The organism is Rudaea cellulosilytica DSM 22992 (assembly GCF_000378125.1).
Classification (GTDB): domain Bacteria; phylum Pseudomonadota; class Gammaproteobacteria; order Xanthomonadales; family Rhodanobacteraceae; genus Rudaea; species Rudaea cellulosilytica.
Map to the genome: position 1 here is coordinate 927307 of NZ_KB899242.1, position 23316 is coordinate 950622.

17 protein-coding genes are annotated in these 23316 nt (G+C 64.4%); 8 read left to right on the plus strand and 9 right to left on the minus strand.

Going from position 1 to position 23316, the window contains the following annotated elements:
- Positions 1 to 10 precede the first annotated feature (10 nt).
- Genes F455_RS0113835 through F455_RS22155 form a run of 3 tightly spaced genes read left to right on the plus strand, consistent with a single transcriptional unit; the run spans position 11 to position 2415 of the window.
- Positions 11 to 430, plus strand: a complete 420-nt coding sequence (locus tag F455_RS0113835; RefSeq protein WP_157578822.1) for a hypothetical protein — start codon at positions 11 to 13, stop codon at positions 428 to 430.
- On the plus strand, positions 427 to 1002 hold the full coding sequence (locus tag F455_RS0113840) for a jacalin family lectin (RefSeq protein ID WP_020684087.1): 576 nt from the start codon (positions 427 to 429) through the stop codon (positions 1000 to 1002). The genes F455_RS0113835 and F455_RS0113840 overlap by 4 nt, the downstream gene beginning before the upstream one ends.
- Before the next feature lie 45 nt (positions 1003 to 1047).
- Complete coding sequence (locus tag F455_RS22155) at positions 1048 to 2415, plus strand: LGFP repeat-containing protein (protein WP_018973902.1); 1368 nt, start codon at positions 1048 to 1050, stop codon at positions 2413 to 2415.
- Positions 2416 to 2659: 244 nt separating this feature from the next.
- Here the strand turns inward: F455_RS22155 and F455_RS0113850 are convergent, their stop codons facing one another.
- The gene (locus F455_RS0113850) at positions 2660 to 4585 is read right to left on the minus strand and encodes a CocE/NonD family hydrolase (protein ID WP_018973903.1); all 1926 of its coding nucleotides are present in this window, start codon (positions 4583 to 4585) and stop codon (positions 2660 to 2662) included.
- A 93-nt stretch (positions 4586 to 4678) separates the two neighbouring features.
- Positions 4679 to 7543 carry a pseudouridine-5'-phosphate glycosidase gene (locus F455_RS23650; protein ID WP_018973904.1) on the minus strand — a complete coding sequence of 955 codons (2865 nt, stop codon included), beginning with the start codon at positions 7541 to 7543 and terminating at the stop codon, positions 4679 to 4681.
- A 76-nt stretch (positions 7544 to 7619) separates the two neighbouring features.
- On the opposite strand from F455_RS23650, the gene F455_RS0113860 reads away from it, so the two are divergent.
- A complete protein-coding gene (locus F455_RS0113860) occupies positions 7620 to 8627 on the plus strand; it encodes a polyprenyl synthetase family protein (protein WP_026293371.1) in 1008 nt (335 codons plus the stop codon).
- A 15-nt stretch (positions 8628 to 8642) separates the two neighbouring features.
- Complete coding sequence (locus tag F455_RS0113865; protein WP_018973906.1) at positions 8643 to 9164, plus strand: molybdopterin-dependent oxidoreductase; 522 nt, start codon at positions 8643 to 8645, stop codon at positions 9162 to 9164.
- Between the two features lie 90 nt (positions 9165 to 9254).
- On the opposite strand, the gene F455_RS0113870 is transcribed toward F455_RS0113865, so the two are convergent.
- Together F455_RS0113870 and F455_RS0113875 are read right to left on the minus strand one after the other, a co-directional pair.
- Complete coding sequence (locus tag F455_RS0113870; protein WP_157578824.1) at positions 9255 to 9716, minus strand: low affinity iron permease family protein; 462 nt, start codon at positions 9714 to 9716, stop codon at positions 9255 to 9257.
- Between the two features lie 32 nt (positions 9717 to 9748).
- Positions 9749 to 10540, minus strand: coding sequence for a dienelactone hydrolase family protein (locus F455_RS0113875; protein WP_018973908.1), 792 nt, complete (start codon positions 10538 to 10540; stop codon positions 9749 to 9751).
- A 120-nt stretch (positions 10541 to 10660) separates the two neighbouring features.
- On the opposite strand from F455_RS0113875, the gene F455_RS0113880 reads away from it, so the two are divergent.
- Positions 10661 to 11143 (plus strand): c-type cytochrome, encoded by a 483-nt coding sequence (locus F455_RS0113880; RefSeq protein ID WP_245539991.1) that lies wholly within the window; start codon positions 10661 to 10663, stop codon positions 11141 to 11143.
- A 72-nt stretch (positions 11144 to 11215) separates the two neighbouring features.
- Here the strand turns inward: F455_RS0113880 and F455_RS0113885 are convergent, their stop codons facing one another.
- From F455_RS0113885 to F455_RS0113905, 5 genes are all read right to left on the minus strand, one after another.
- Positions 11216 to 11908 (minus strand): cytochrome b/b6 domain-containing protein, encoded by a 693-nt coding sequence (locus tag F455_RS0113885; protein WP_018973910.1) that lies wholly within the window; start codon positions 11906 to 11908, stop codon positions 11216 to 11218.
- Positions 11909 to 11916: 8 nt separating this feature from the next.
- Positions 11917 to 12813, minus strand: a complete 897-nt coding sequence (locus tag F455_RS20990; protein ID WP_033410159.1) for an N-acyl homoserine lactonase family protein — start codon at positions 12811 to 12813, stop codon at positions 11917 to 11919.
- A gap of 214 nt (positions 12814 to 13027) precedes the next feature.
- The gene (gene murD / locus F455_RS0113895; protein ID WP_018973912.1) at positions 13028 to 14395 is read right to left on the minus strand and encodes a UDP-N-acetylmuramoyl-L-alanine--D-glutamate ligase; all 1368 of its coding nucleotides are present in this window, start codon (positions 14393 to 14395) and stop codon (positions 13028 to 13030) included.
- The gene (gene murL, locus F455_RS0113900) at positions 14382 to 15758 is read right to left on the minus strand and encodes a UDP-N-acetyl-alpha-D-muramoyl-L-alanyl-L-glutamate epimerase (RefSeq protein ID WP_018973913.1); all 1377 of its coding nucleotides are present in this window, start codon (positions 15756 to 15758) and stop codon (positions 14382 to 14384) included. Before murL ends, murD begins: the two co-directional genes overlap by 14 nt.
- Entirely contained in the window at positions 15755 to 18346 is a 2592-nt protein-coding gene (locus tag F455_RS0113905) for a bifunctional aspartate kinase/diaminopimelate decarboxylase (RefSeq protein ID WP_018973914.1), read from the minus strand. The genes murL and F455_RS0113905 overlap by 4 nt, the downstream gene beginning before the upstream one ends.
- 223 nt (positions 18347 to 18569) lie before the next feature.
- Between F455_RS0113905 and F455_RS0113910 the strand changes: the two genes are divergently transcribed.
- Positions 18570 to 21809: a TonB-dependent receptor gene (locus F455_RS0113910; protein WP_018973915.1), complete on the plus strand. Its 3240-nt coding sequence runs from the start codon at positions 18570 to 18572 to the stop codon at positions 21807 to 21809.
- A 138-nt stretch (positions 21810 to 21947) separates the two neighbouring features.
- Positions 21948 to 23273: an APC family permease gene (locus F455_RS0113915; RefSeq protein WP_018973916.1), complete on the plus strand. Its 1326-nt coding sequence runs from the start codon at positions 21948 to 21950 to the stop codon at positions 23271 to 23273.
- Positions 23274 to 23316: the final 43 nt, after the last annotated feature.

A 23316-nucleotide genomic window follows, 5' to 3' on the forward strand; every position in this document is an offset into this window, starting at 1 on the left:
AAGAATGTTCATGCGTCGCGCCGTCACAGTCGCCTTCGCGCTGATCGGTTTCGCCCTGAATGCAAGCGCCGCCGAGCCGCAAAAATCGGAGGTGAAGCGGCGCCCCGATCTCGCCGACAGTGCGGCAGGCACCTACTTCGGCGACGTCATTTCCGATTCGCGCGGCGCTTCGCAATCCGGCGTAACGATCACGGTCGAGAGGACGGCACCGAACACCATCCGCGTGACGAGCAGTTATCCGCGACTGCCCGAGTTCACGACTCGGCTGACGCGCGCGATGCACACCATCCAGCACAGCGGCAGCGACGCATCGATCGTGTTCCTGCTCGATCTGTCGAAAAGTCCCCATCATCTGGACGTGACCGTCGACGACGCATCGTGGTCCGGAGACAAGCAGCAAGACGCCAATCCGCCAGGAGACGAACAATGACGACAAAGCTCATACGGTACGCCGCATCGCTCGCGACAGCGGCAGCGATGATGTTGCTGACGACGCCAAGCCAGGCGCGGCATGAGCTCACCGTGGTCGGCGGTTCGGGCAACGCCTCGGCAAAAGCGCAATGTCCGTCGGGGCAGAAGCTCGTCGGCTTCTCGGGTCGCACGGGGCTATGGATCGACCAAATCCAGATGGTCTGCGCGCGCCCGGGTGCGCAGCCGGTCGCGATGGGCGCGCGCTACGGCGGCGCGGGCGGAGGCGCAAAAGATGGTTTCTGCCCACGCAACTGGGACATGACCAATCATGCCGCGCTGAACATGACGACGCGAGAAAGGCAAGTCGCCGCGATCAATTTTGAGTGTCGTTCGCGGGCGACGGGGGAAACGATGAGCATGTCGTTCGGCAACGCGGCCTATCTGGCGCGCTGCCCGGGAATCGGCGTCGGCAATTGTCCCTCCGACCCTTTCACTTTGCAGAACTGTCCGGCGGATGAAGTTCCGCTGGGCTTCAACGTGCGCTACGGCAAGGACGTCAATGCGATCGGTTTGATCTGCGGACGGTTGTAGCACGCGCTACTAGTCATGTCGAAATTCTGTTCGGGGAGACAAGCCATGAAGCGATTCAATTCGTACCTGCTGGGTATCCTCGGCATTGCGCTGTGCGGTAGCGCACAGGCGGCAGAGCCCTACGGAAAAATCGGCGAGAAATACGCCGCTCTCGGCGGACACAACAGCGCGTTGGGTTTGCCGATCGGCGACGAAGCGAATGCGCCGAACGGCGGCCGTTTTCACGACTTCAAGGGGGGATCCATTTACTGGCACCCGCAAATCGGACAAGCTTTTGCGGTGTGGGGCCTGATCGGCGCCAAGTTCCATCAATTGGGCAATGCGCAATTCGGTTATCCGATCACCGACGAAAGCACGACCCCGGACAGGCGTGGCCGCTTCAACCACTTCCGTGTCATGCAATTGTCTGGCAAACCGGAGGTGTCGATCTATTGGACGCCGGAGACCGGCGCACATGAAATCCAGGGTCTGATTCGCGACGCGTGGGCGAAAAGCGGTTGGGAACGCGGCGAACTCGGCTATCCGACCAGCGACGAATTCCAGGACGGCGCATTCCGCCGCAGCAATTTCGAACACGGCTACATTCAGTGGTCGCAAAAATCCGGCGCGCGAATCGTCAAAGCGGGCGCGGCGATCACGGCCCAGGCGCCGCCGAAAACGTTCGGCACTCTGCTCGTCAACGGCATGGAAGTCTCGGTCAAAGGCCGCGTGCTCGCCGGGGACCCGCTGTTTCTCAGCGAGAATGCGGTCTGCAGTCAGTGGAATGCGCATCTGGGCGAACTCAATGCATGGGTGCAAGGCCAGGCGATTGCACGCATCAACGCACTTATCGCGACCAAGCTGCACAGAAATGACGTCGGTATGCGCACGACCGGCACGCATGTCAATTTCAGTGCTGCCTGCAGTTTCCGCGCGGAAGTCGCGACGGCGTGCCAGGACAGCATCACGCTGCGCCTCTTGCTGCCCGGCAATTCGTTCCAGGCCTACCTAATGACGCCAGTAACCGCCAAGAACGGCGTGTTCGGCGACTCCGATCCGAAATTCATTGTGCGCGCCGACTTTGAAGTGACCACCGGCGTTCGCATTCCGACGACGCCGGGCGGCGCGCTCGGACTCGGGCCCTCCAATATCCGCATCTTCAACGCCAAGCTCGAATCGCACAACGTGACCGCCGATTTCATCAAGGCGGCGGTCGAAATCGGTTCGCAATTCTTCACCGGCAAGGACATTCTGGATACGTTATTGCAAGACCGCATGTTCAAGTTCGATGCAATCGGCACCTCGCTCGGCAAACTCTCGCCCGCGCTGCGTTCGATCCCGCCCAACTACCACATCGACGCCTGCCTGCGCAGCCCGGACGTGTTCCGGCTCGACGGCACCGATGTCGTAGACCGCGGCCCGATCGTGCACTGATCGCACGACTCCATCGTTGCGATGACGCAACGACCGCTCGGACCGGAAAAGCGCGGCAGCGCGATCGCCGCGGCCCCAGCGGCAGCGTCACGGTCTTCGACGATGCTGGCACGCTTGGCAGTGCGCCGCTGAGTGCCGCCACCGCGACACTTGCCAGCGCCAGCTTCGCTGGTCGGCACGCATCGCATCACCACACAGTATTCAAGAGAGGGGCGCCACGAATCGAGCCTCTCTCTCAGCCATGTCAATTCGCCGGCACGATCGGTAGTTCGATGTAGCTCGCATTCGCGCCGCCACGATAGACGCGCTGCGTCGCCTTGACGTAGTCGCCCGGCTTGGCGAAGAACATGTTCGGCACGAAGCTCTGTGGGTTGCGGTCGTAGAGCGGAAACCAGCTCGACTGCACCTGCACCATGATGCGATGGCCCGGCTCGAACACATGGTTCGCGGTCGGCAGGCCGAACTTGTATACCAGCGGCTGGTTCGCGGCGATCGCTTCGGGCTTTTCGAAGCTCGTGCGGTAGCGGCCGCGGAAGATGTCCATCGAAACGCCGAGTTCGTAGCCGCCCATTTCGGCGCGCGACGGCACCGTTTCGGGATAGACGTCGATCAGCTTCACGACCCAGTCGCTGTCGGTGCCGCTGGTCGAGGCGACAAGATGGACTTGCGGCGCACCGCCGATGTGCAGCGGCTGCTTGAGCGGCTCGCTGACCCAGGTCAGTACGTCGGGCCGGCCGTCGACGAAGCGTTGGTCGACGACGAGCCAGCGCGTCCATGCGTCGTGGTCGGCAAAGTGCACCGGGCGCGGCTGGTAAGGCACGGGCTTGGCCGGGTCGGAGACGTATTCGTCATAGGCATTCGCATCCGTCGTCGGAGCGTCGAACGACAAGCCTTGCTTCGCGGCGAGGTAAAGCGGCTTGGATTTCGCGTTGCAGCCCTCCGCACAGCTCAACGGCCACGAAGCGTAGCGGTCCCAGTGATTTTCGCCGGTGTTGTAAATGTATACTGGCGGCGTGTCGACCTTCGCTGCGCCGTCGAGAAGATACTGGTCGAAGAACGGCTTGAGCACATCGCGGCGGAACTGCAGTGACGTATCGCCGTCCCATTGCAGGGAGCCTAGCGAAGTGCCGTCGTAGTTGACCTGGCTGTGCCGCCACGGACCCATGACGAGGAAATTCTTGTCGTTGTGCTCGTCCTTCGCTTCCATCGCCGGATAGCTGTGGATTGCGCCCCACATGTCCTCCTGGTCCCACAGGCCCTGCAGCCACATCGTCGGCACCTTGAGCGGCGTGCTCGCCATCACCTTGTCCAGCGCCTGCCCGCTCCAGAATCCGTCATAGGCCGGATGCTCGCTGATCTTGCGCCAGAAGCCGAGCTGGTCGAGCCCCGCCGCACGCGCGAAATCGCCCGCCGAGCCGGCGCGCAGGAAATTGTCGTAGTCGTCGAAGCCGGCGCGGACGATCTTCTTGCCGTCACCGCGCGCCGTGGTTTGCCCTGAAATGTAGTCAAAATTGGTCTGTCGGAATGCGCCGTAGTGGAACCAGTCGTCGCCCATCCAACCGTCGACCATCGGGCTTTCCGGTGCGGCCACCTTGAGCGCCGGATGCGGATTGACCAGCGCCATGACGACGGTGAAGCCTTCGTATGACGAGCCGAGCATGCCGACCTTGCCGTTCGACTCCTTGACGTTCTTCACCAGCCAGTCGATCGTGTCGTAAGCATCGGTGGAATGATCGACCTTGCTGTTGTTGAGCGGCCCGATCAGCGGCCGCGTCATCACGTAGTCACCCTCGGAGCCGTGCTTGCCGCGCACGTCCTGGAACACGCGGATGTACTGACCGCCCTGCACGAATACCTCGTCGCCCTGCGGCAGCGATGCGAGCATGCCGCCACTGACCTCGCGCTCGGCGCGCTTGGCTGCGTTGTACGGCGTGCGTGTGAGGATCATCGGCGCGTTGTGCGCACCCTTCGGAATCATGATGACCGTGTACAGCTTGGTCCCGTCGCGCATCGGAATCATCGCCACGCGCTTGACGTAGTCGTAGCTCTGCGTCGGCATCGTGAAGCTTTTCGGAATGTCGGGGGACAGCGGCGGCGTGTCGGCCTGCGTCGAAACGCTGCCGAAAAGAAACGGAAGCGCGGCCAGGCAAGCGGAGCGGATCGGACTCATCACGGGGCCTCGTGCAGAAATGACACGCGATACTAAACGTGAACCAGCCACGCGCATAGCGCCAAAAGTCAGGTTCGGGGATGCGCCAAACGGCTAGGCCTCGGCCTGCCGCTGGCGCACGATCTCGGCAGCGATCTGCGCAGCCAGGCGCGCGTTGTCGAGCACCAGCGCGATGTTCGCCCCAAGCGAACGCCCCTGGGTCAGCTCGAACAGGCGCTGCAGCAGGAACGGCGTCACTGCCTTGGCCGCGATGCCCTGACGCGCGGCATCGGCCAGCGCTTCCTCGATCGCCGGCACGATCAGCTCGCGCGGAATCTCGGCCTCGTGCGGAATCGGATTGGCGACGAGTTGGCCGCCGGGCAGGCGCAGGCGCGCGCGCATGAGGTGCGCGGCGGCGATCTCACCCGCGCCGTCCATCCGCAGCGGCGCAGCCAGTCCCGACGAGCGTGACCAGAACGCCGGGAATTCCTGCTGCCCGACCGCTATCACGGGCACGCCGAGCGTTTCCAGCACTTCCAATGTCTTCGCCAGGTCGAGGATGGCCTTGGCGCCGGCGCTGACCACGGTGACGCGGGTCTGCGCGAGTTCGTGCAGGTCGGCGGAAATGTCGAACGACGATTCCGCGCCGCGATGCACGCCGCCGATGCCACCCGTAGCGAACACGTCGATGCCGGCGAGCGCGGCCGCGATCATCGTCGCGGCGACCGTGGTCGCGCCGGTGCGGCCGCTGGCGAGGCAAACCGCGAGATCGGCGCGCGACAGCTTCATCACCTCGCGTGCGCGGCCCAGCGTTTCGAGTTCGTCGTCGGACAGACCGATGCGGATGTGCCCGGCCATCACCGCGATCGTCGCCGGCACTGCGCCCGCGGCGCGTACCTGCGCCTCGACGCGGCGCGCCGTCTCGACGTTCTGCGGATACGGCATGCCATGCGTGATGATGGTCGACTCGAGCGCGACCAGCGGCCGCGCGTCGGCGCGCGCGCGGCGCACTTCCTCGGAGAAGGCCAGAGGCGCGGTCATGCTGTGAGCTCGAGAAGCATGCTCAACGATACCCGCCGCCTGCAACTCGAACAGTTCTGCGTAATGGCCCTGCCGCGCGAGCAATTCCTCGTGCGTCCCCGCCTCGATGATGCGCCCGTGCTCGAGCACGACGATGCGGTCGGCCATACGCACGGTCGAGAAGCGGTGCGAGATGATCACCGCGCTCTTGCGTTCGGCCAGGTCCTTGAAGCGCTGGAACACAGCGAACTCCGAACGCGCGTCGAGCGCCGCGGTCGGCTCGTCGAGGATCAGCAGCTGCGCATCGCGCATGTAGGCGCGCGCGATCGCGATCTTCTGCCACTCGCCGCCGGACAGTTCCACGCCGTCGCGGAACAGCTTGCCGAGCATCTGCGCGTAACCCTTGGGCAGCTTTGCGATCACGCCGTCGGCGAGGCCGCTCTGCGCGGCGGCAGCGATGCGCCCGGCGTCGCCGCGGCCTTCGATGCGGCCGACAGCGATGTTGTCGGACGCGGTGAAGTAGTAGCGCACGAAGTCCTGGAAGATCACGCCGATGTTCGCGCGCAGATCTTCGAGCGCGTATTCGCGCAGATCGCGGCCATCGAGCAGGATGCGGCCTTCGTCGGGCTCGTACAGGCGCGCGAGCAGTTTCACGATCGTCGTCTTGCCCGCGCCGTTCTCGCCGACGAGCGCGATGACCTCCCCGGCGCCCAATGCGAAATCGAGATTGCGCACGGCCCAGCGCTCCGCACCCGGATAACGGAAACCGACGTTCTCGAAAACGAAGCCTTCGCGAATCGGATGCGGAAACGGCAGCGGATTTTCGGGCGAGACGATCTCGGGCTCGATCTCGAAGAACGAAAACAGGTCGTCGAGATATAGCGCCTGCCCGGCGACGTTGGAAAATCCGTAGAGCAGGCCTTCGAGCAGGCCGCGCAGGCGACGGAACGAGGCCGAGAGGAAAGTCAGATCGCCGATCGTGAACGTGCCGTTGACCGTGCGCCAGGCGATCAGCGCATAAGCCGAGTAGTAGCCGACCGTGCCGACCGTCGTGAACACCCCGCCCCATCCCGCGCGGCGCAGCGCGATCGATCGGTTTGCGCGGTAGATCGCCTGCGACAAGGTCTTGTAGCGTTCGACGAGAAACGCGGACAGGCCGAAACTCTTGACCTCCTTCGCCATCGTCGCGCTCGCGCCGACCATGCGCAGGTAGTCGAGTTCGCGCCGCTCCGGCGTCCACTGGTAATTGACCGCATAGCTTTCGGCGTTGAAATGCAGTTCGCTGACGAATACCGGCACGAGCGCGACGAACAGCAACAGGATCAGCCACGGCGTGTATACGAGCAGGCCGATCGCGAAGCTGACGATCGTGACCACGTCCTGCGCTTGGCCGAGCAGTTGCGACATCAGCGCGTTGCGCATCGCGACCTGGCGGCGTGCGCGGTCGAGGCGATCCTGCAGGTCCGCATCCTCGAAATCCTCGAGGTCGAGCGAGGCCGCATGTTCCATCAGGCGCACGCTGGTCGCGTTCGTATATAGCTCGCCGAGCAGCGAATCGACCAGCGAAACGATGCGGCCGAGGATGTCGGCGATCACCGCAAGGGCGAATTCGAGCCCGAGCAGCCACCACAGGCGGTGCAGCTCGCCATTCGCGAAGCTCGCGGACAAATCCGCATGCCCGCCCGCCTGCACGAAGCGGGCGACCTCGTCGACGATCAGCTTGCCGACATACAGGGTGACGACGGGGAGCAGCGCGCGCAGCAGCCGCAGTGCGATCGTGGCGACGCTGAGCCGCCGGCTCGTCTGCCAGATGCTGCGCAGGTACGGCGGCACATTGCGCAGCGCCGCTAGGCGCTCACGCAGGCTCTGCTTCGGCGGCAGCTCGGCGAAATGCCCGCGCGCGGCGCCGGCAGCCCGGCCGCGAGTGGCACGGCCGCCCATGTCGTATTGCTTCGGCATGTGCGCAGAATAATGCCTGCGAAGCGGCGCGGACAGCCTGTTACAATCCACGCATAATTTTGCCTGCGCCCCGCACATGTCCAGCGTCCGCGTCCTGCCTACTGAATCCGCCGTCACCCGCTTTGCCGACGCCCAGGCGCTGGCCGCATCGGGGATGGCCCAGGTCAACGCGCTGATCCGCGCGCGGCTCGCCTCTGATGTGATCCTGATCAACCAGATCGCCGAGCACATCATCGGCGGCGGCGGCAAGCGCCTGCGGCCGATGCTGCATCTGCTTGCCGCGCAGGCCGCGGGCTACGCCGGCAAGGACCATGTGCAACTCGCCGCGGTGATCGAGTTCATCCACACCTCGACCCTGCTGCACGATGACGTCGTCGACGAATCCGACCTGCGCCGCGGGCGCAAGACCGCGAACGCGCTCTGGGGCAACGCCGCCAGCGTGCTCGTCGGCGACTTCCTCTATTCGCGCTCGTTCCAACTCATGGTCGAGCTCGATTCGATGCCGGTCATGCGCATCCTCGCCGACACGACCAACCGCATCGCCGAGGGCGAAGTGCTGCAGTTGCTCAATATCCACAACCCCGACACCGACGAGCGCGCCTACTTGCAGGTGATCGAGCGCAAGACCGCCGTGCTGTTCGCCGCCGCGACGCGCCTCGGCGGCGTGCTCGCCGGCGTGCCGGCCGCGCAGGAGGAGGCGCTGTACGCCTACGGCATGAACCTCGGCTACGCGTTCCAGATCGCCGACGACGTGCTCGACTACGTCAGCGACGCGGGCACGCTCGGCAAGAACATCGGCGACGACCTCGCCGAAGGCAAGGCCACGCTGCCGCTGATCTACGCGATCGAGCGCGCGCCGGCCGAACAGGCGGCGTCGCTGCGCCGCGCGATCGAAACCGGCGGCCTCGACTCGCTCGACAACATCATCGCCGCGATCCGCGACACGGGCGCGATCGAGCGCGCGCGCGCGATGGCGCAACGCTACGCCGACGCGGCCCAAGCCGACCTCGCCGCGCTGCCGCCGTCGGCCGCGCGCGATGCACTTTCGGCCCTCGCCGACTACGCGCTGCAGCGCGATCACTGAATCCGGAGCCTTGCGATGACCCGTTCGCGCCTTGGCACGCTGTGCGCCTCGCTCGCATTCACACTCGCATCTTGTATTGCAGCGCAAGCGCAGGCGGCTCCGGCTCAAGCGACGGCGGCGACCGTCACGCTCACCGGCGAGAATGGCAAGACGCTGGCATTGGATTTCGCCGCGCTCGACAAGCTGCCGCAGCGTCGCGTCCAGGCCGAAGCGCACGGGCACAAGGTCGACTGCCGCGGCGCGAGCCTGGCCGACGTGCTCGCCCAGATCGGCGCACCGGGCGGCGAGAAGCTGCGCGGCAAGGATCTCGCGCTCTATGTGCGCGTGCGCGCGGCCGACGGTTATCAGGTCGTCTATGCGCTCGCCGAACTCGACCCGATGTTCCGCGGCGATGATGTTCCGCTGCTCACGCACGAATGCGAGGGCAAGCCATTGGCCGCCAAGGATGGTCCGTTTCGTGTCGTCGCGCCGGGCGAGAAACGTCCGGCACGCTGGATTCGTCAGGTCACCGCGATCGACCTGCTGCGTGCGCCTTAGATAGCAGTCACGCTGCCGTCGACCATCGCGATCAGCTGCAGCTTGCGCCACGAGCGCGAACAGCACCTGCGATGACGCGCAGACGATCAGCTACGCACTACCGCCCTCGTCCTTACCCATTTCTCGCTGCGAATCGCCGTCGATATCGTCGCAACCGATATCGAGACCGCCGGCTTCGATATCGACGCGCGCCTTCTCTGCCAGCTTGCGATAGCGCTCGCGCACAGCGTCGAGTTTGTCGTCGTCGAGTTCCTCGAGATCGAGCAGTGCGTTGTGCGCGCCCTGCAGCGCGCGGATCAGTTCGTCCATCTTCACATGCATCGCTTCCGAATCGCGGTTCTGCGTGCTCTGGATCAGGAACACCATCAGGAACGTGATGATCGTGGTGCTGGTGTTGATGACCAATTGCCAGGTATCGCTGAAACCGAACAGCGGACCGGTCAGTGCCCATGCGACTACCACGGCCACGGCGAGCACGAAGGTGGCCGGTTTGCCGGTTGCACGTGCGGCGCCGGTCGCAAAGCGCATGAACCATGGTTTCCTCGATGCCATGTGCGGATATCCCGTGCTGATGGCGAACCGACCTACTTCGCTGCGAAAACCTCCGCGAAGAACTCCTTCATCTGCGCAAACGCGCGCTTGGCCGTACGTGCGTCGTACTTGCAACCCGGGATCTTGCCGTCGGCGCTCGGAATCGCGAAGCAATGCACCGCGCCGCCGTAACTGAGGAATTGCCAGTCGACGTTGGCGTCACGCATCTCCTGCTGGAAACCGGCGATCTGCTCGGGCGACTCGAACTTGTCGTCGGCACCGTGCAGCACCAGCACTTTCGCCTTGATGTTCTTCGCTAACGTCGGATCGTCGGTAGCCAGATTGCCGTGGAACGAAACGACGCCCTGCACGTCGGCGCCGCTGCGCGCGAGGTCGAGCGTGGTCGCGCCGCCAAAGCAAAAACCGATCGCGCCCCAATGCGCACCGTCGAGCGGCGCCATGGTGCCCTGCGCTTTGAGCTGGGCGAGCGCGGCGTTGATGCGCGCGCGCAGGTCGCCGCGGTGCGCGTACATGTTCTCGGTCGCCGCGCCGGCTTCTTGCGGATTCTTCGGCCGCGAATCGACCCCGTAGACATCGGCAACCAGGATCACGTAGTCGCGGCCCGCGATCTGTTTGGCCAGCGCGACATTGTCGGCGTTGATGCCAAGCCAGTCCGGCGTCATCACGATGCCCGGCCGCGCCGTCTTCACCGCGTCGTCGTAGACGAGTACGCTCTGCATCTTCTTGCCGCCGACGTCGTAGTCGAGATTTTTTGTCACCATCGCGGCATGTGCGGCGTTTGCCGCGAGGCAGGACAACAGGCAAAGCGAAAGCAGGTTTTTCATCGCAGGGCTCCTCGAAGCAGTGCAGGATAAAATCGATGTCGGCACGCCTGCCGACCCACTCCGTCATGATAGCGCGGCCGTGGCGCGCTCCGAAGTTGTTGCGTTTGCTACACTCGGCCGATGTTCCGCAACCCTCGTGAGGCCGCCATGCCCAAGTTCCGCTTTCTCGCCGCCACTTCCGTCCTCGCCGTTTCCGCAATCGCCTTCGCCCACGACAGCGCAAAGCCGGAAGACGTGATCGACTACCGCCAGGGCCTGATGACCGTGATCGGCTGGAACTTCGGCCCGCTCGCGGCGATGGTCAAGGGCAAGCATCCGTTCGACGCCGCGGAATTCGCCAAGCACGCGGGTCGCATTGCCAACCTGAGCGACCAGATTCTCGAAGGGTTCGCCAAGGGCTCCGACAAGGGCAAGACCGATGCCAAGCCCGATGTCTGGGCGAACTGGGACGACTTCCAGTCCAAGGCCAAGGATCTCGACACGCAGGCCAAGCTGCTCGCCGAAGTCGCCAAGGCGAACGACGAAGCCAAGGACAAGGAACAGTTCAAGAAAGTCGCTGAAGCGTGCAAGGCCTGCCACGACAAGTACAAGAAGAAAGATTAGTGCGGCTGGTGCCGCACTAATTGTCGCCGTTCGAGCGGCCTTCCGGCCGCTCAACACCGACGGCTTGACGCGCTATTCGCCGTAGCGGCTCAGCGCAATGGCTGCGAGCGCAACGACAGCAAACAAAAACAAGGCCAGCCAGTTGTTGGCGAAGCGCATCGGCGCTGGCGCATCCGCGCGCTTGTGGCCGGTGATCATCGGCAGGATCAGATTGTCGCGCTTGAGCGCCTTATGCAACAGCACGGCGCCGATGTGCAGGGCGATCAGAGCGATCAGCACGGTTTCGCCGAGGTGATGTAGTTTCGTCGCGAGTTTCACCGTCGCGCTCGACACCGAGGCGACGAACGGGCCGTCCTCGTCGATGCCATCACTCGTGAACAGGCCGCTGATCGCCTGCGCGAGCAGGCATAACAGCATCGCCACGACCGACCAGCCGCCGAGCGGATTGTGGCCGATATGTACTTTTCCACTTGTGGGATTCGCATCATCCGCAGCGCCAAGCCAGTGCGTGCGCACATAGCGCACCACAGCCTTGGGGCCGCGCACGAAATCGGCGAAACGGCTGGTCTGCGACCCGACGAAGCCCCAGAGTACGCGGAACACGATCAACGCCAGCGTCGCCCAGCCGAAGCGGTAATGCCATTGCATCGACAGAAAACCGAAATCGGCCGTGGCGAACTGCAGCGCGATCAGCACGACCAGCGCCCAGTGGAACAAACGCGTCGGCAGATCCCAGACGCGTATGCATTTTTCTTCGGCACCCATGGCGCCGCTCAATTCAGGTACGCCGGAAACTTCGGCAACGCAGCGAAGTCGGCCATATCGTGCTGGATGACGAAACGCGCGTGCAGATTCTTGACGATGGTCTCGATGCGGTCCATGTAGGCCAGCGTGTCGGCGCGGCTGTCGTTGAACGCCGGCACGCGGCGGAACTGGCGGCTCTCGCGCGCATGGTACAAGTCGCCGGACAGGACCACGGCGCCTGCCTTCTTCAGCCGCAGCAGCAACACTTGATGGCCGGGCGTGTGACCAGGAGCCTTGAGGATCAGGACGCGGCCGTCGCCGAACACGTCGTAGTCGCGCTCGATCATCTGCTTGTTCGCCGACTCGTAGACGCTGAACGTGGACGGATCGACGCCGAGTGGCGTCGGCGTCGCGCTCGCCCAGGCAATCTCCTTCGAATTCATCAGGAAGGTCGCGCGACCGAACAGGTCGGCGTTGCCGGTGTGATCGGCGTGGAGGTGGGAGAACGCGACGTAGCCGACACCGGCCGGAGTCAGGCCGATCGCCTTCAACTGATCGACGAGGCGCACGCTCACGCTCAGATGCGTGCCGGAATCGTCGACGCCGCCTTTGACCTCGGCATACTTGTCGCCCAGACCCGTGTCCCAGATCAGCACGCCCTTGGGATGGCGGATCACGAAACACGGCGCACTCATCGTGCGCGGCTTGCCCTCGTATTCGCCGGTGTCGGAATAGCCGCCGAAGCTGCTCTCGTCGATGCGCCCGCAGTCGAGCGCGTAGAGTCGCACCTCATCGGCCGCCAACGCGTCGGCAACCTTCGCTTCCGGCGGCGACGCCGGAGTAGTAGCGGCAGGCGGCGGTGCCGCCGACACGGCAGCGGCGAACGCGAACAACATCGAAGCTGAAATCTTCTGCCAACCTGCCATGCGCAAACTCCTGTAGCGAAACCTGCCCTGCGCCGCGCCCTTTGGAACCTCTGATTGACCGTCGCGAGCGAAGAAAATTTGCGCGTCGCCGGAGCGCAGGAACCGGAGCATACCGACATGTATGCGAGGATTCCGAGCAGCGCCGGCGCGCAAATTATCGAGCGTAGTAGGTAAATCAGAGGTTCATTCTGCGACCGCGATCGGGCCGCCGAGTTCACGCAATGCCCAGGCCCTCGATCTGCGCGATCGCCGCGGGATCGAATCCGGCGAGGCGCGCGAACTCGCGGCCGCGTTCGGCATAGTCCTTGAACTGATCGAAACTCGGCGCGCCGGGCGACAGCAGCACGGTCGCAGGCACCAGCGCGCGTGCACGCGCGAATGCCTGGACCAGCGTTTGCGCGGACACAAGCTCGAATTCGCGCTGCCCGACTTTGGCCAACGCCGCGGCAATCGCGTCGCCGTTTGCGCCCATCGTGACGATCGCCCGCGGTGGATGCCGCGCAACGAAATCGACGAACGGCTGCCAGTGCACACCGCGGTCGAAACCGCCGACCAGGATCGCAGTCGTCCTGGCGTCGACGCTGCGCAATGCCTCGATCGCCGCATACGGCGTCGTCGAGATGCTGTCGTTGACGTATTCGATGCCGTCGCGCACGCCGAGCCGCTGCAAGCGGTGCGGCAACGCCTTGAACGTGGCGACATGTTGCGCCAGCGCGCGCGCATCGATGCCGGCGGCGTCGATCGCAGCTAGCGCCGCACAGACATTCTGCGCATTGTGCGGACCCGGCAGCGGGATTTGCGCGAGCGCAAGGACTTTTTCTCCACTGCAGAAGATCGAGTCGTCGCGTGCGTGCCAGCCGTCGTTGGAATTGAACCAAACGATCTTGTGCGGCACCCGGATCGAACCGACGACGCGATCAGCCGCGTTCAACACGGCAATGCCAGCGGCAGATTCGCCGAGGATTTTTAGCTTGTCGGCGTGATAGCGGGCCGTATCGCCGTGCCAGTCGAGATGTTCTTCGAGTAGGTTGTTGATCACGGCGACCGTCGGCTCGCCGCCGAAATCGCGCGTCTGGAAACTCGACAGCTCAATCACCCACCAGTCCGGCTCGACTTCGGGTTCGAGCAGTTCGAGCAGCGGTAGGCCGATATTGCCCGCGAGCGCGACACGCGTTCCGCCCGCACGCAGCAGGTGCGCAATCAGGGCGGTCACCGTGCTCTTGCCCTTGGTGCCGGTAACACAGATCGTCTTCGCGCCCGCATGCTCGGCGAACCAGAGTGCCGTGCCCGAGGTAAAGCGCACGCCGGATTTTTCGGCGGAAGGATACGGCTCGCGGTACGGGCTGATACCGGGTGACTTGATCACGATGTCGAAGGCCGACAGCTTCTCCGCATCGGGTGCAGTCGTCACGATGTCGACGCCTTCACCGTCCCGACCGATTGTGGCCGCTTCGGCCGCGCTGCAAAACAAGGTGATCGACTGGCCCGCAAACTTCCGTCGCAACACGGACAAAGCCGCCCTGCCCTCGCGGCCGTGGCCCCAGATAGCGACGCGCCTGCCTTCGAGTTCAGCGAGGCGCATTCAGCAGCGAAGCGAAACGCGCCGGCAGAAAATGCTCGCCCGCGGGCGCGAGCAAAGGCTCGAACGCGAGTGAGGCACGGTCGATCTGCGGCAGGATTTCCTTGGCAAAACGCGCGACCAGCGCATCCTCGCGCCATTCCGCACGCTGGGTCAGTGCATACATCGCCGCGCGCGATTCGCCGCCTTCGCCGACGCACTCGAACGGTTTGTGGTCGCGGTACTCGAGCAGCGCGTCGAAACCCGGCACCAGCGCGGCGTCATCGAGCAGATTGCGGCCGAAGATCCGCAGCAGTCGTGGCTTGGCGACGAACGGTGCCAGCGCGAGGAATACGAAGTGGCACTTCGGGCACTGCCCGCACCAGCGGTCCTGCGGATGCTCGCCGAGAATGCGGAAGTTGCGGTTGCAGCTGGAAAACGCTGCGTCGTACTGCGAGTGCTTCGCGAACTCGCGCGCGACGGCCAGTTCCGACCACGGCCGCAGCAGAGAGAAATAATCGAGGTCGGCGGCGACGTGCGTGCGGATCTGCTCGCGCAACAGCTGTTCGAACGCGAGCGACTTGCTCCATTGATGATTGACCTGTTGGCCCTGGTATTCCAGGGTCGCGCTCGACGCGGAGCGTTCGTTGGAAAATACGATCGCATCGAAGCCGTACAGGATCGCCGCACAGACGAGGATCGCCGAATTGATCGCGGTGACCGGCACATGGCCGTTCCATGCGCCCTGGCGGTTGTACTCGAACAGCTCCGGCGCGATGTGGCGCTTGATGTTGAGCAGCGGCAGACCGGTGCGTTCGGCGCAGGCGGCGATCAGCGCGGAATCGCCGATCCAGACCGCCGTCGCCGGCTCGTTGATGCTTTTGCACAATTCCACGCTGACCAGCGAATCCTTGCCGCCGCCGATCGGCAGCAGCGTGCGGCGCGGCAGATCCAACGCCTGCGCCCGCTCGCCGGCTTCGCCGCCGCCCGATTGGATCGGCGCGAAGCGCAGGCGCTCGCCAAGATCGAGCTTGTTCTGGTAGGCGAATTCGGCCAGGCCATGGAAATACAGTTGGTGCAGGAACGCCGCCGTGCTCGCATCGAACGCGCCGGTCTCGATGCGCAACTCGAGCGGAATGCCGGCCTTGTAGTAGCTGACGCCCGCGATCAGATGGAGCAGGCGCAATGCCCGCGCGAACGCGGCTGCGCGTTGCGCCGGCAACGCGGGCGCGCCGGGAAAGACGATGCGTTCGATCAGCAACGGGCCATTGTCGAAGGCATAGGACAGGCTCGCCGTGCCGCTCGCCGCATCGAAATCGCAGGCGACGAAACGAAATGCCTGCGCGCTGCGCGGATCAGCGAGTTTGTCGGCGGTCGTCGTACTCACAACACGGTCTCCACCGCACGTCCGCGCAGATTGTAGTCCGACGACATGACCGCACCATAAGCGCCGGCCTGGGCGATCAGGATCACGTCGCCCTCCTGCGGCGCAGCGAGGCGGCGATGGTTGCCGAGCACGTCACCCGACTCGCAGATCGGACCGACGACCTGCACAAGCTCGGTCGCCGGTTCGTCGATGCGCGAAAGGTTGACGATCTCGTGATAGGCCTCATACAGCGCGGGGCGGATCAGCGTGTGCATGCCGGCGTCGACACCGACATAGCGGAACTCGCCCTTGCGCTTGAGCTGGGTAACGCGCGCGAGCAGCACGCCGGCGTCGGCGACGAGATAGCGGCCCGGCTCGCTCCATAGCTCGAATTGCGGATAGGCAGCCTTCACCTCGGCGAGATTCGCGGCCACGGCTGCGAGATCGAGCGGTGCTTCGTCCGCGCGTGCGGGCACGCCGTAACCGCCGCCAATGTTGAGCGCGCGCACCGTGCCGATCTTCTCGGCGATGCTCGCGAGCTGCACATGCACTTCCTTCCAGTGTTTCGCGTCGAGGATGCCCGAGCCGAGATGCGCATGTAGGCCAACGATGCGCACGTCGTGCTGCGTGGCGAGGCGACGGAATTCGTCGAGCTCGTTCAAGCTGAGGCCGAATTTCGATGCGGCGCCGCCGGTCTTGACCTTGTCGTGATGGCCGCGGGTGAAGTCGAGATCGAGGCGCAGTTCGATCTCCTGCCCCGCGAACAGTTCGCCCCAGTGTTCGAGCGGATGCAGGTTGTCCAGCGTCATGCGCGCATGCGCAGCGATGCCGGCGGCGTAGTCTTCGCGCGCGGCGAAATTCGGCGTGTAGAGCAGGTCGACGTTCGCGTCGACCTCGCGCGCCCGTGCCAGTTCGCCCGGCGAGACGCATTCGAGGCCGAAGCCCTGCGCGATCACTTCACGCAGGATCGCCGGATGCGAATTCGCCTTGATCGCGTAGAACCAGCGATCGACGGCGCTGATCGTGCCGCGCAGCGCCTGCGCCTGCGCGCCGACGGTGGCGAGGTCGTAGACGTAGTGCGGCGTCGCCTGCTGCGCCAGCTTCAGCAATTCATCGCGGCGTGCGCGCCACCAGGGCGCGTTCTGCACTTGTTTCTTTTTATACAAGTCCACCCAGCTCGGGCCGAACACGGCCGCGTCTTCCACGCGCATCGCCTCGGCCTTGATCAGCAGATCGTGGAGTTGCGGCACGAGATCGGAAGCGGCGCTCTCGTCGACGACGAAGGTGAGATTGAGGTTGTTCGACGATTGCGAAATCAGGTGTACGCGCAGCGAGCCGAATTCGGCGAGGATCGTCGAGAACTTGTGCAGCATCGAACGCATGCCGCGCCCGACCAGGGTGATCGCCGCGCACGGCGCGATCACTTTCACGCGACAGATCGCGGCCAGATCGGTGCACAACGCCGAGAGCACGTCGGTGTTGACCAGATTCTCGCTCGGATCGAGCGAGACGGTGACGTTGGTCTCCGCCGTACCGACGAGATCGATCGACAGGCCGTGACGCTTGAAGATCTCGAACACGTCGGCGAGGAAGCCGACCTGCTGCCACATGCCGATCGACTCCATCGAGATCAGCGTGATGCCGCTGCGCGAGGAGATCGCCTTCACGCTCGGCAGCGCATCGGCGACCGCGGCACAGATTTCCGTGCCGGCGAATTCGGGGTAGTTCGTGTCCTTGATCGCGAGCGGCACGCCGGCCTCGCGCACCGGATTGATGCAGCGCGGATGCAGCACCTTGGCGCCGGTCGTGGCGATTTCCTGCGCTTCCTCGTAGTCGAGCCGCGACAGCAGGCGCGCGTTCGGCACGCTGCGCGGGTTGGCGCTGAACATGCCGGCGACATCAGTCCAGATCTCGACGATCTCGGCGTCGAGCAGCGCGCCGAAGTAGCTTGCCGAGGTGTCCGAACCGCCGCGGCCGAGAATGACGGTTTCGCCAGCCGCGTTGCGTGCCATGAAGCCCTGAGTGATGAAGGTCTCGCCGCGTGTCGGCAGCTTGGCGATCAGCGCGTCGTCGCGCGCCGTCGGCACCTGCGCGGAAAGATAGCGGCCCCACGCACTTTGATTTGGCAGTGCCTCGCTGAGCAGATGCTGGCGCGAATCCAACCACTGCGTCGGCAGACCCGATGCGGAAAGATACGCTGCGCCGAGAGTCGACGACATCATCTCGCCGAGCGCCAGCACTTCGGCCTGCCAGGTCAGCGCGCCTTCCGCACGGCGCGGGTCGGCGAGCAATTGTTCGAGTTTCGCCAGCCACGCGTCGAGGCCGCCCGAGTCCTTCAGTTCCAGCTCGGCGAACATTGCGCGGTGGCGCGCGATGATCTCGTCGGCCACGGCCCGGCACTTGCCGGCGTCGGCGTGACCGTCACAAATCGCCTTCAGTTTGTCGGTCGTCCCCGACAACGCGGAGACGACGATAAGAACGTGTTTGCCCTGCGTCCGTTTTCCCTTGGCGATCGCCGCGATCTTGTCCCAGCGCGGCCGCGTCGAAACGCTGGTGCCGCCGAATTTGAGCACAACCCAGTTGGCGCCAGATAGGGGCGCGGCATTCACACTCACGATGGTTCCCGTTGTTGAGAGACGAAAGCGGACAGCGCAATTCACGCGCAATGAACTGGCAATAGTAAGGCGAAATGCTGCATCCGCACAGGCCGTGCCAGGGCCGAGCAGTCGAATCCCCGTTGCGACGGCCCGCGGAAATTTTTTCGCAGTGCACCAAACAACTGAAACAAATGTAAAATAAGATTAACATTTGTCCTCAGATAATGGATTGCCGATGCTCTCTTACGTTCGCGCCAAAGCCCTCCCGATCGCCATTGCCGCACTGCTTGCAGTCTCTGCGGCCCACGCCCAGAACATCACGACCTCCGGCATCAACGGCCGCGTGCTCGACCCGGCGGGCAAGCCGGTTGCCGGCGCGGTGGTGACGATCGTGCACCTGCCCTCGGGCACCTCGAAGGAAGTGACGACCGACGCGGAAGGCCGCTACTCGGCGCAAGGCCTGCGCGTCGGCGGTCCGTTCGAGGTCAAAGCGAGCGAAGGCGGCAAAGCCGTCGCCGAACAGCACGACGTCTATCTGCAACTCGGCCAGCCGGCCTCGATCAACCTCGGCGCGGCCACAGGCCCGGCGCAGCTCGAGGGCGTCACCGTCACCGCCTCGGCACTGGCGACCACGTTCGCCGCCGACAACAAGGGCCTGGCGACGACGATCTCGCAACGCCAGCTCGACGCCACGCCGAAAGGCAACCGTTCGATCGACGACATCGTGCGCCTCGACCCGCGCGTGAACGTCACCGACCAGGGCGTCGGCGCGATCTCGGCCGTCGGCCAGAACAACCGCTACAACAACATCGCGGTCGACGGCGTGACCCAAGGCGACCCGTTCGGCCTCAACGCCAACGGCCTGCCTTATCTCAAAACGCCGATTTCGCCCGAGACGATCGCCGAATACCACATCTCGACCGCGAACTACGACGTCATCGCCGACACCGTCGGTGCCGACGTCAACGCGGTGACCAAGTCGGGCACGAACCAATTCCACGGCGCCGCGTACTACGCGTACCGCAACGCCGACAAGCTCGTCGGCGATGCCGGCTGGCTGCCGAAGGACAACCACAATTACCCGTATCGCAACTACTTCCAGGACTGGACCGGCGGCTTCAACGTCGGCGGACCGATCATCAAGGACACGCTGTTCTTCTTCGTTTCGGCCGAGCACGAGAAGATGTCCGGCCTCGGCGCGGACTCGGCCAACGGCCTCGATCCCTCGCTCGGCAACGGCGCCTCGACCAGCGGTAAGATCTCGCCCGGGGACCTGCAGAAAGTCATCGATATCGCCAAGCAGCTCGGCCTGACGCCGGGCACGTTCGGCGGCACGATCGGCGGACTCACCTTCGACGACAAGCGCTATCTCGGCAAGATCGACTGGAACATCTCCGATCGCCATCGCGCGAGTTTCACCTACCAGCAGACCAAGAACGTGCAGCCGGCGATAGCGGGCAACACCACGAACAGCGTCGGCCTGTCGAGCTACACCTACACCAAGGCGATCAAGACCGACAACTACGTCGTCCACCTGTTCGACGACTGGACCGACAATTTCTCGACCGAAGCCAAGGTCGGCTACCAGCATTTCGTGCAGGACACGACCGCGCCGTGGCAGCAGCCGCAGGTGGCGGTGAACCTCTCGCCCACCGGCAACGGCCCGACCGTCAACCTCGGCGAGGAACAGTTCCGCCACTACAACCACATCGACACGAAGAAGACGAGCCTGTTCTTTGCCGGCACCTACACTCTCGGCGACCATGCGATCAAGGCCGGCGTCGACTACACCAGCACCAAGATCTACAACCTGTTCGGCCAGACCGAATTCGGCGCGTACACGTTCTGGGGCCTCGACAACTTCTCTAAGGGCATCTATAACCGCTACACGCTGTTCCATCCGGCTCCGGGCTATTCCCTGCCCGACATCGCCGGCGCCTGGACCTACACCCAGACCAGCCCGTTCATCCAGGACACCTGGCAGGCCACCCCGCAGCTGTCGCTGCAGTACGGCATCCGCGTCGATATTCCTGACGCGAACAAGAAGCCGGTCTACAACGCCGCGTTCGAAAAAGCATTCGGCTATCCGAACAACTACATGATCAGCTCCAGCGCCGCGGTGATCGAACCGCGCGTGTCGTTCAACTACAACTTCGAGACCGAGTACAAGACCCAGCTGCGCGGCGGCGTCGGCGTGTTCCAGAGCTCGCCGCCGGCGGTGTGGCTGACCAACCCGTACCAGAACAACGGCGTCACCCTGCTCTCGTACGTGAATACCGACTACACCAAGGCGGCGTTCAGTCCGGATCCGTTCCACCAGAACATCCCGGCCGGCGGCGGCGCGGGTTCGGTGGACACCGTGTCCAAGGACTTCAAGCTGCCGACCTCGCTCAAGACCAGCATCGCGTTCGACCGCGAACTGCCATGGTGGGGCCTCGTCGCGACGGCCGAGTACGAACACATCCAGGTGATGAACGCCATCCTTTACCAGGCGATCAACTTCGGCGCACCAACCGGCACGCTGCCCGACGGCCGCAATCAATACTGGAAGATTCCGGGCGAAGCGCCGAAGACCGCCGACGCGCTGGCCAACCAGAACCGCAGCTTCGCCACGTCGTCGACGCTGCTGACCAACACGCATGAAGGCAAGGCCGACTCGATCACACTGTCGGGGGACAAACCCTTTACCGACGGCCTGTCGGGCAACGTCGCGGTGACCTTCAGCCATGCCACCGACGTCGATCCGGGCATCGACACGATCGCGTTCAACGGCTACCAGCGCGTCGCGCGCGTCAATCCGAACAGCAATGTCCCGGGCACCTCGAACTACAACGTTCCGCGCGCGTTCAAGGCCTCGCTGACCTGGCAGCACGCCTTCTTCGGCGACTACAAGAGCACGATTTCCGGTTTCTACAGCGGCCGCGACGGCAACAACTACACCTGGGTGTTCGGCAACGACGTCAACGGCGACAACATCTCTGCCTTCGATCCGGTCTATATCCCGGGCGCGAACGATTCCAAGGTGGCCTTTGCCGCCGGCACCACGGCGGCGCAAATCCAGCAGTTCAACGACTTCCTCGCCTCGGACAAGTATCTCAAGGACCACCGCGGCCAGATCGCCGGCCGCAACGGCGCGAAGAACGCGTGGATCAACCAGTTCGATCTCAGCCTCGCGCAAGAAGTGCCGGGCCTGTGGGGCAAGGGCGAACTGCGCCTGGATATCTTCAACTTCCTCAACCTGCTCAACAAGCATTGGGGCGACACGCAGGTCGTCAGCACGACGGGCTACCCGACGCGCATCCTCGCCAATTACGCCGGTGTCAATGCGCAAGGCCAGTACGTCTACTCGTTGCCGACCGACAAGAACGGCAACTACCAGCCGCAGCAGAAGGTGTACTACGACGGCGGCTTCCTCGATCCGAGCCGCACCGTGTCGCGCTGGTCGATGATGGCGACGCTGAAATACACGTTCTGATCGAGCGTCACGCATGAACCGAAAAGCGGCCCGCCAAGTGCGGGCCGCTTGCGTTTTGTGCACGCGTCGACGCACTGCACCTCTCGACAGCCGTGTGCGACTTCGCCATGCTCGGGCCTTCGATTGGGAGGCCAGCGCATGTCCGACGAGACCGTGACCGCATCCGCACCGGGTTACCTGCGCCGCCTCGGCGTCTGGGACGCGAGCATGATCGTGGTCGGCGGCGTGATCGGTTCGGGCATCTTCCGCGTGCCGGCGGCGGTGGCCAAGCAGACTGGATCGGGGAGCGAACAGCTGATCGCCTGGGTGATCGGTGGCGTCATCGCGCTGATCGGCGCGTTGTCCTACGCCGAACTCGGCGCGCGGCGGCCGAATGCGGGTGGCGGCTACGTTTATCTGCGCGAGGCGTTCGGCCTGATCGTAGCTTTCGTCTATGGCTGGAACCTGCTCATCGTCAACCACTCCGGCGCGATCGCCGCGGTGTCCACCGTGTTCGTCGAATATCTCGGCGCCGCGCTCGGCCTGAAGATCGCCAACCCGGCGCCATGGGCGGTCGGCACGATTGTGTTCCTGACCGGGATCAATTGGTTCGGCATCCGCGCGGGATCGTGGCTGCAGAACGTACTGACCGTGCTCAAACTGCTCGCGCTCGCGATCTTGATCGCGGTCGGCCTTTCCTTCGGCGGAGCACCCGCACCCGCTGCCCCGCCGCCATCTTTCCAACCATTCACGTTTATCGGCGCGCTGATGCCGGTACTGTTCTCGTACGGCGGCTGGTACTACGTCAACGACATCGCCGGCGAGATCAAGGATCCGCGGCGCAACCTGCCACGCTCGCTGCTGCTCGGCATGCTGCTGGTCGCCACGTGCTACGTACTTGCCAACGCGGCTTATCTCGCCGTGCTCGGTCACGCCGGCCTCGCCGCGAGCGCCGCGCCTGCGGCCGATGTGATGCGCGCAGTGTTCGGCGAGCCCGGCGCGCGCCTGATCGCGCTCGGCATCGCGATCTCGACCTTGGGCTTCGTCAACATCTCGCTGATCGGCGCGGCGCGCGTGTTTCAGGTCATGGCATCCGACGGCGTGTTCTTCCGCTCCGCATCCGCACTGCATCCACGCTGGCATTCGCCGAACGTCGCCCTGCTGATGCTCGCCGCGTGGGCCTGCGTGCTCGCGCTGACCGGCACGTTCGAGCAATTGCTCAACTATTCGACCGTCGGCGACTGGATCGGCATCGCCGCGGTGATCGCCACGCTGTTCTGGTATCGCCGCGCGCGCACCGACGATGCCGCGGCTCTGACATTCCGCGTGCCGATGTATCCGCTGCTGCCGATCCTGTTCCTCGTCGTCGTTGCCTGGGTCGTGGCGACGACCGTATGGGAGAGCCCGCGCGACGCCGGCATGGGCGTGCTAATCACGCTCGCAGGGATTCCGGTGTACTGGTATTGGACGCGCAGGCGCAAATGATACCGCGACGCAACGATGAACCGCCTCGTCGCGCCACGGACTC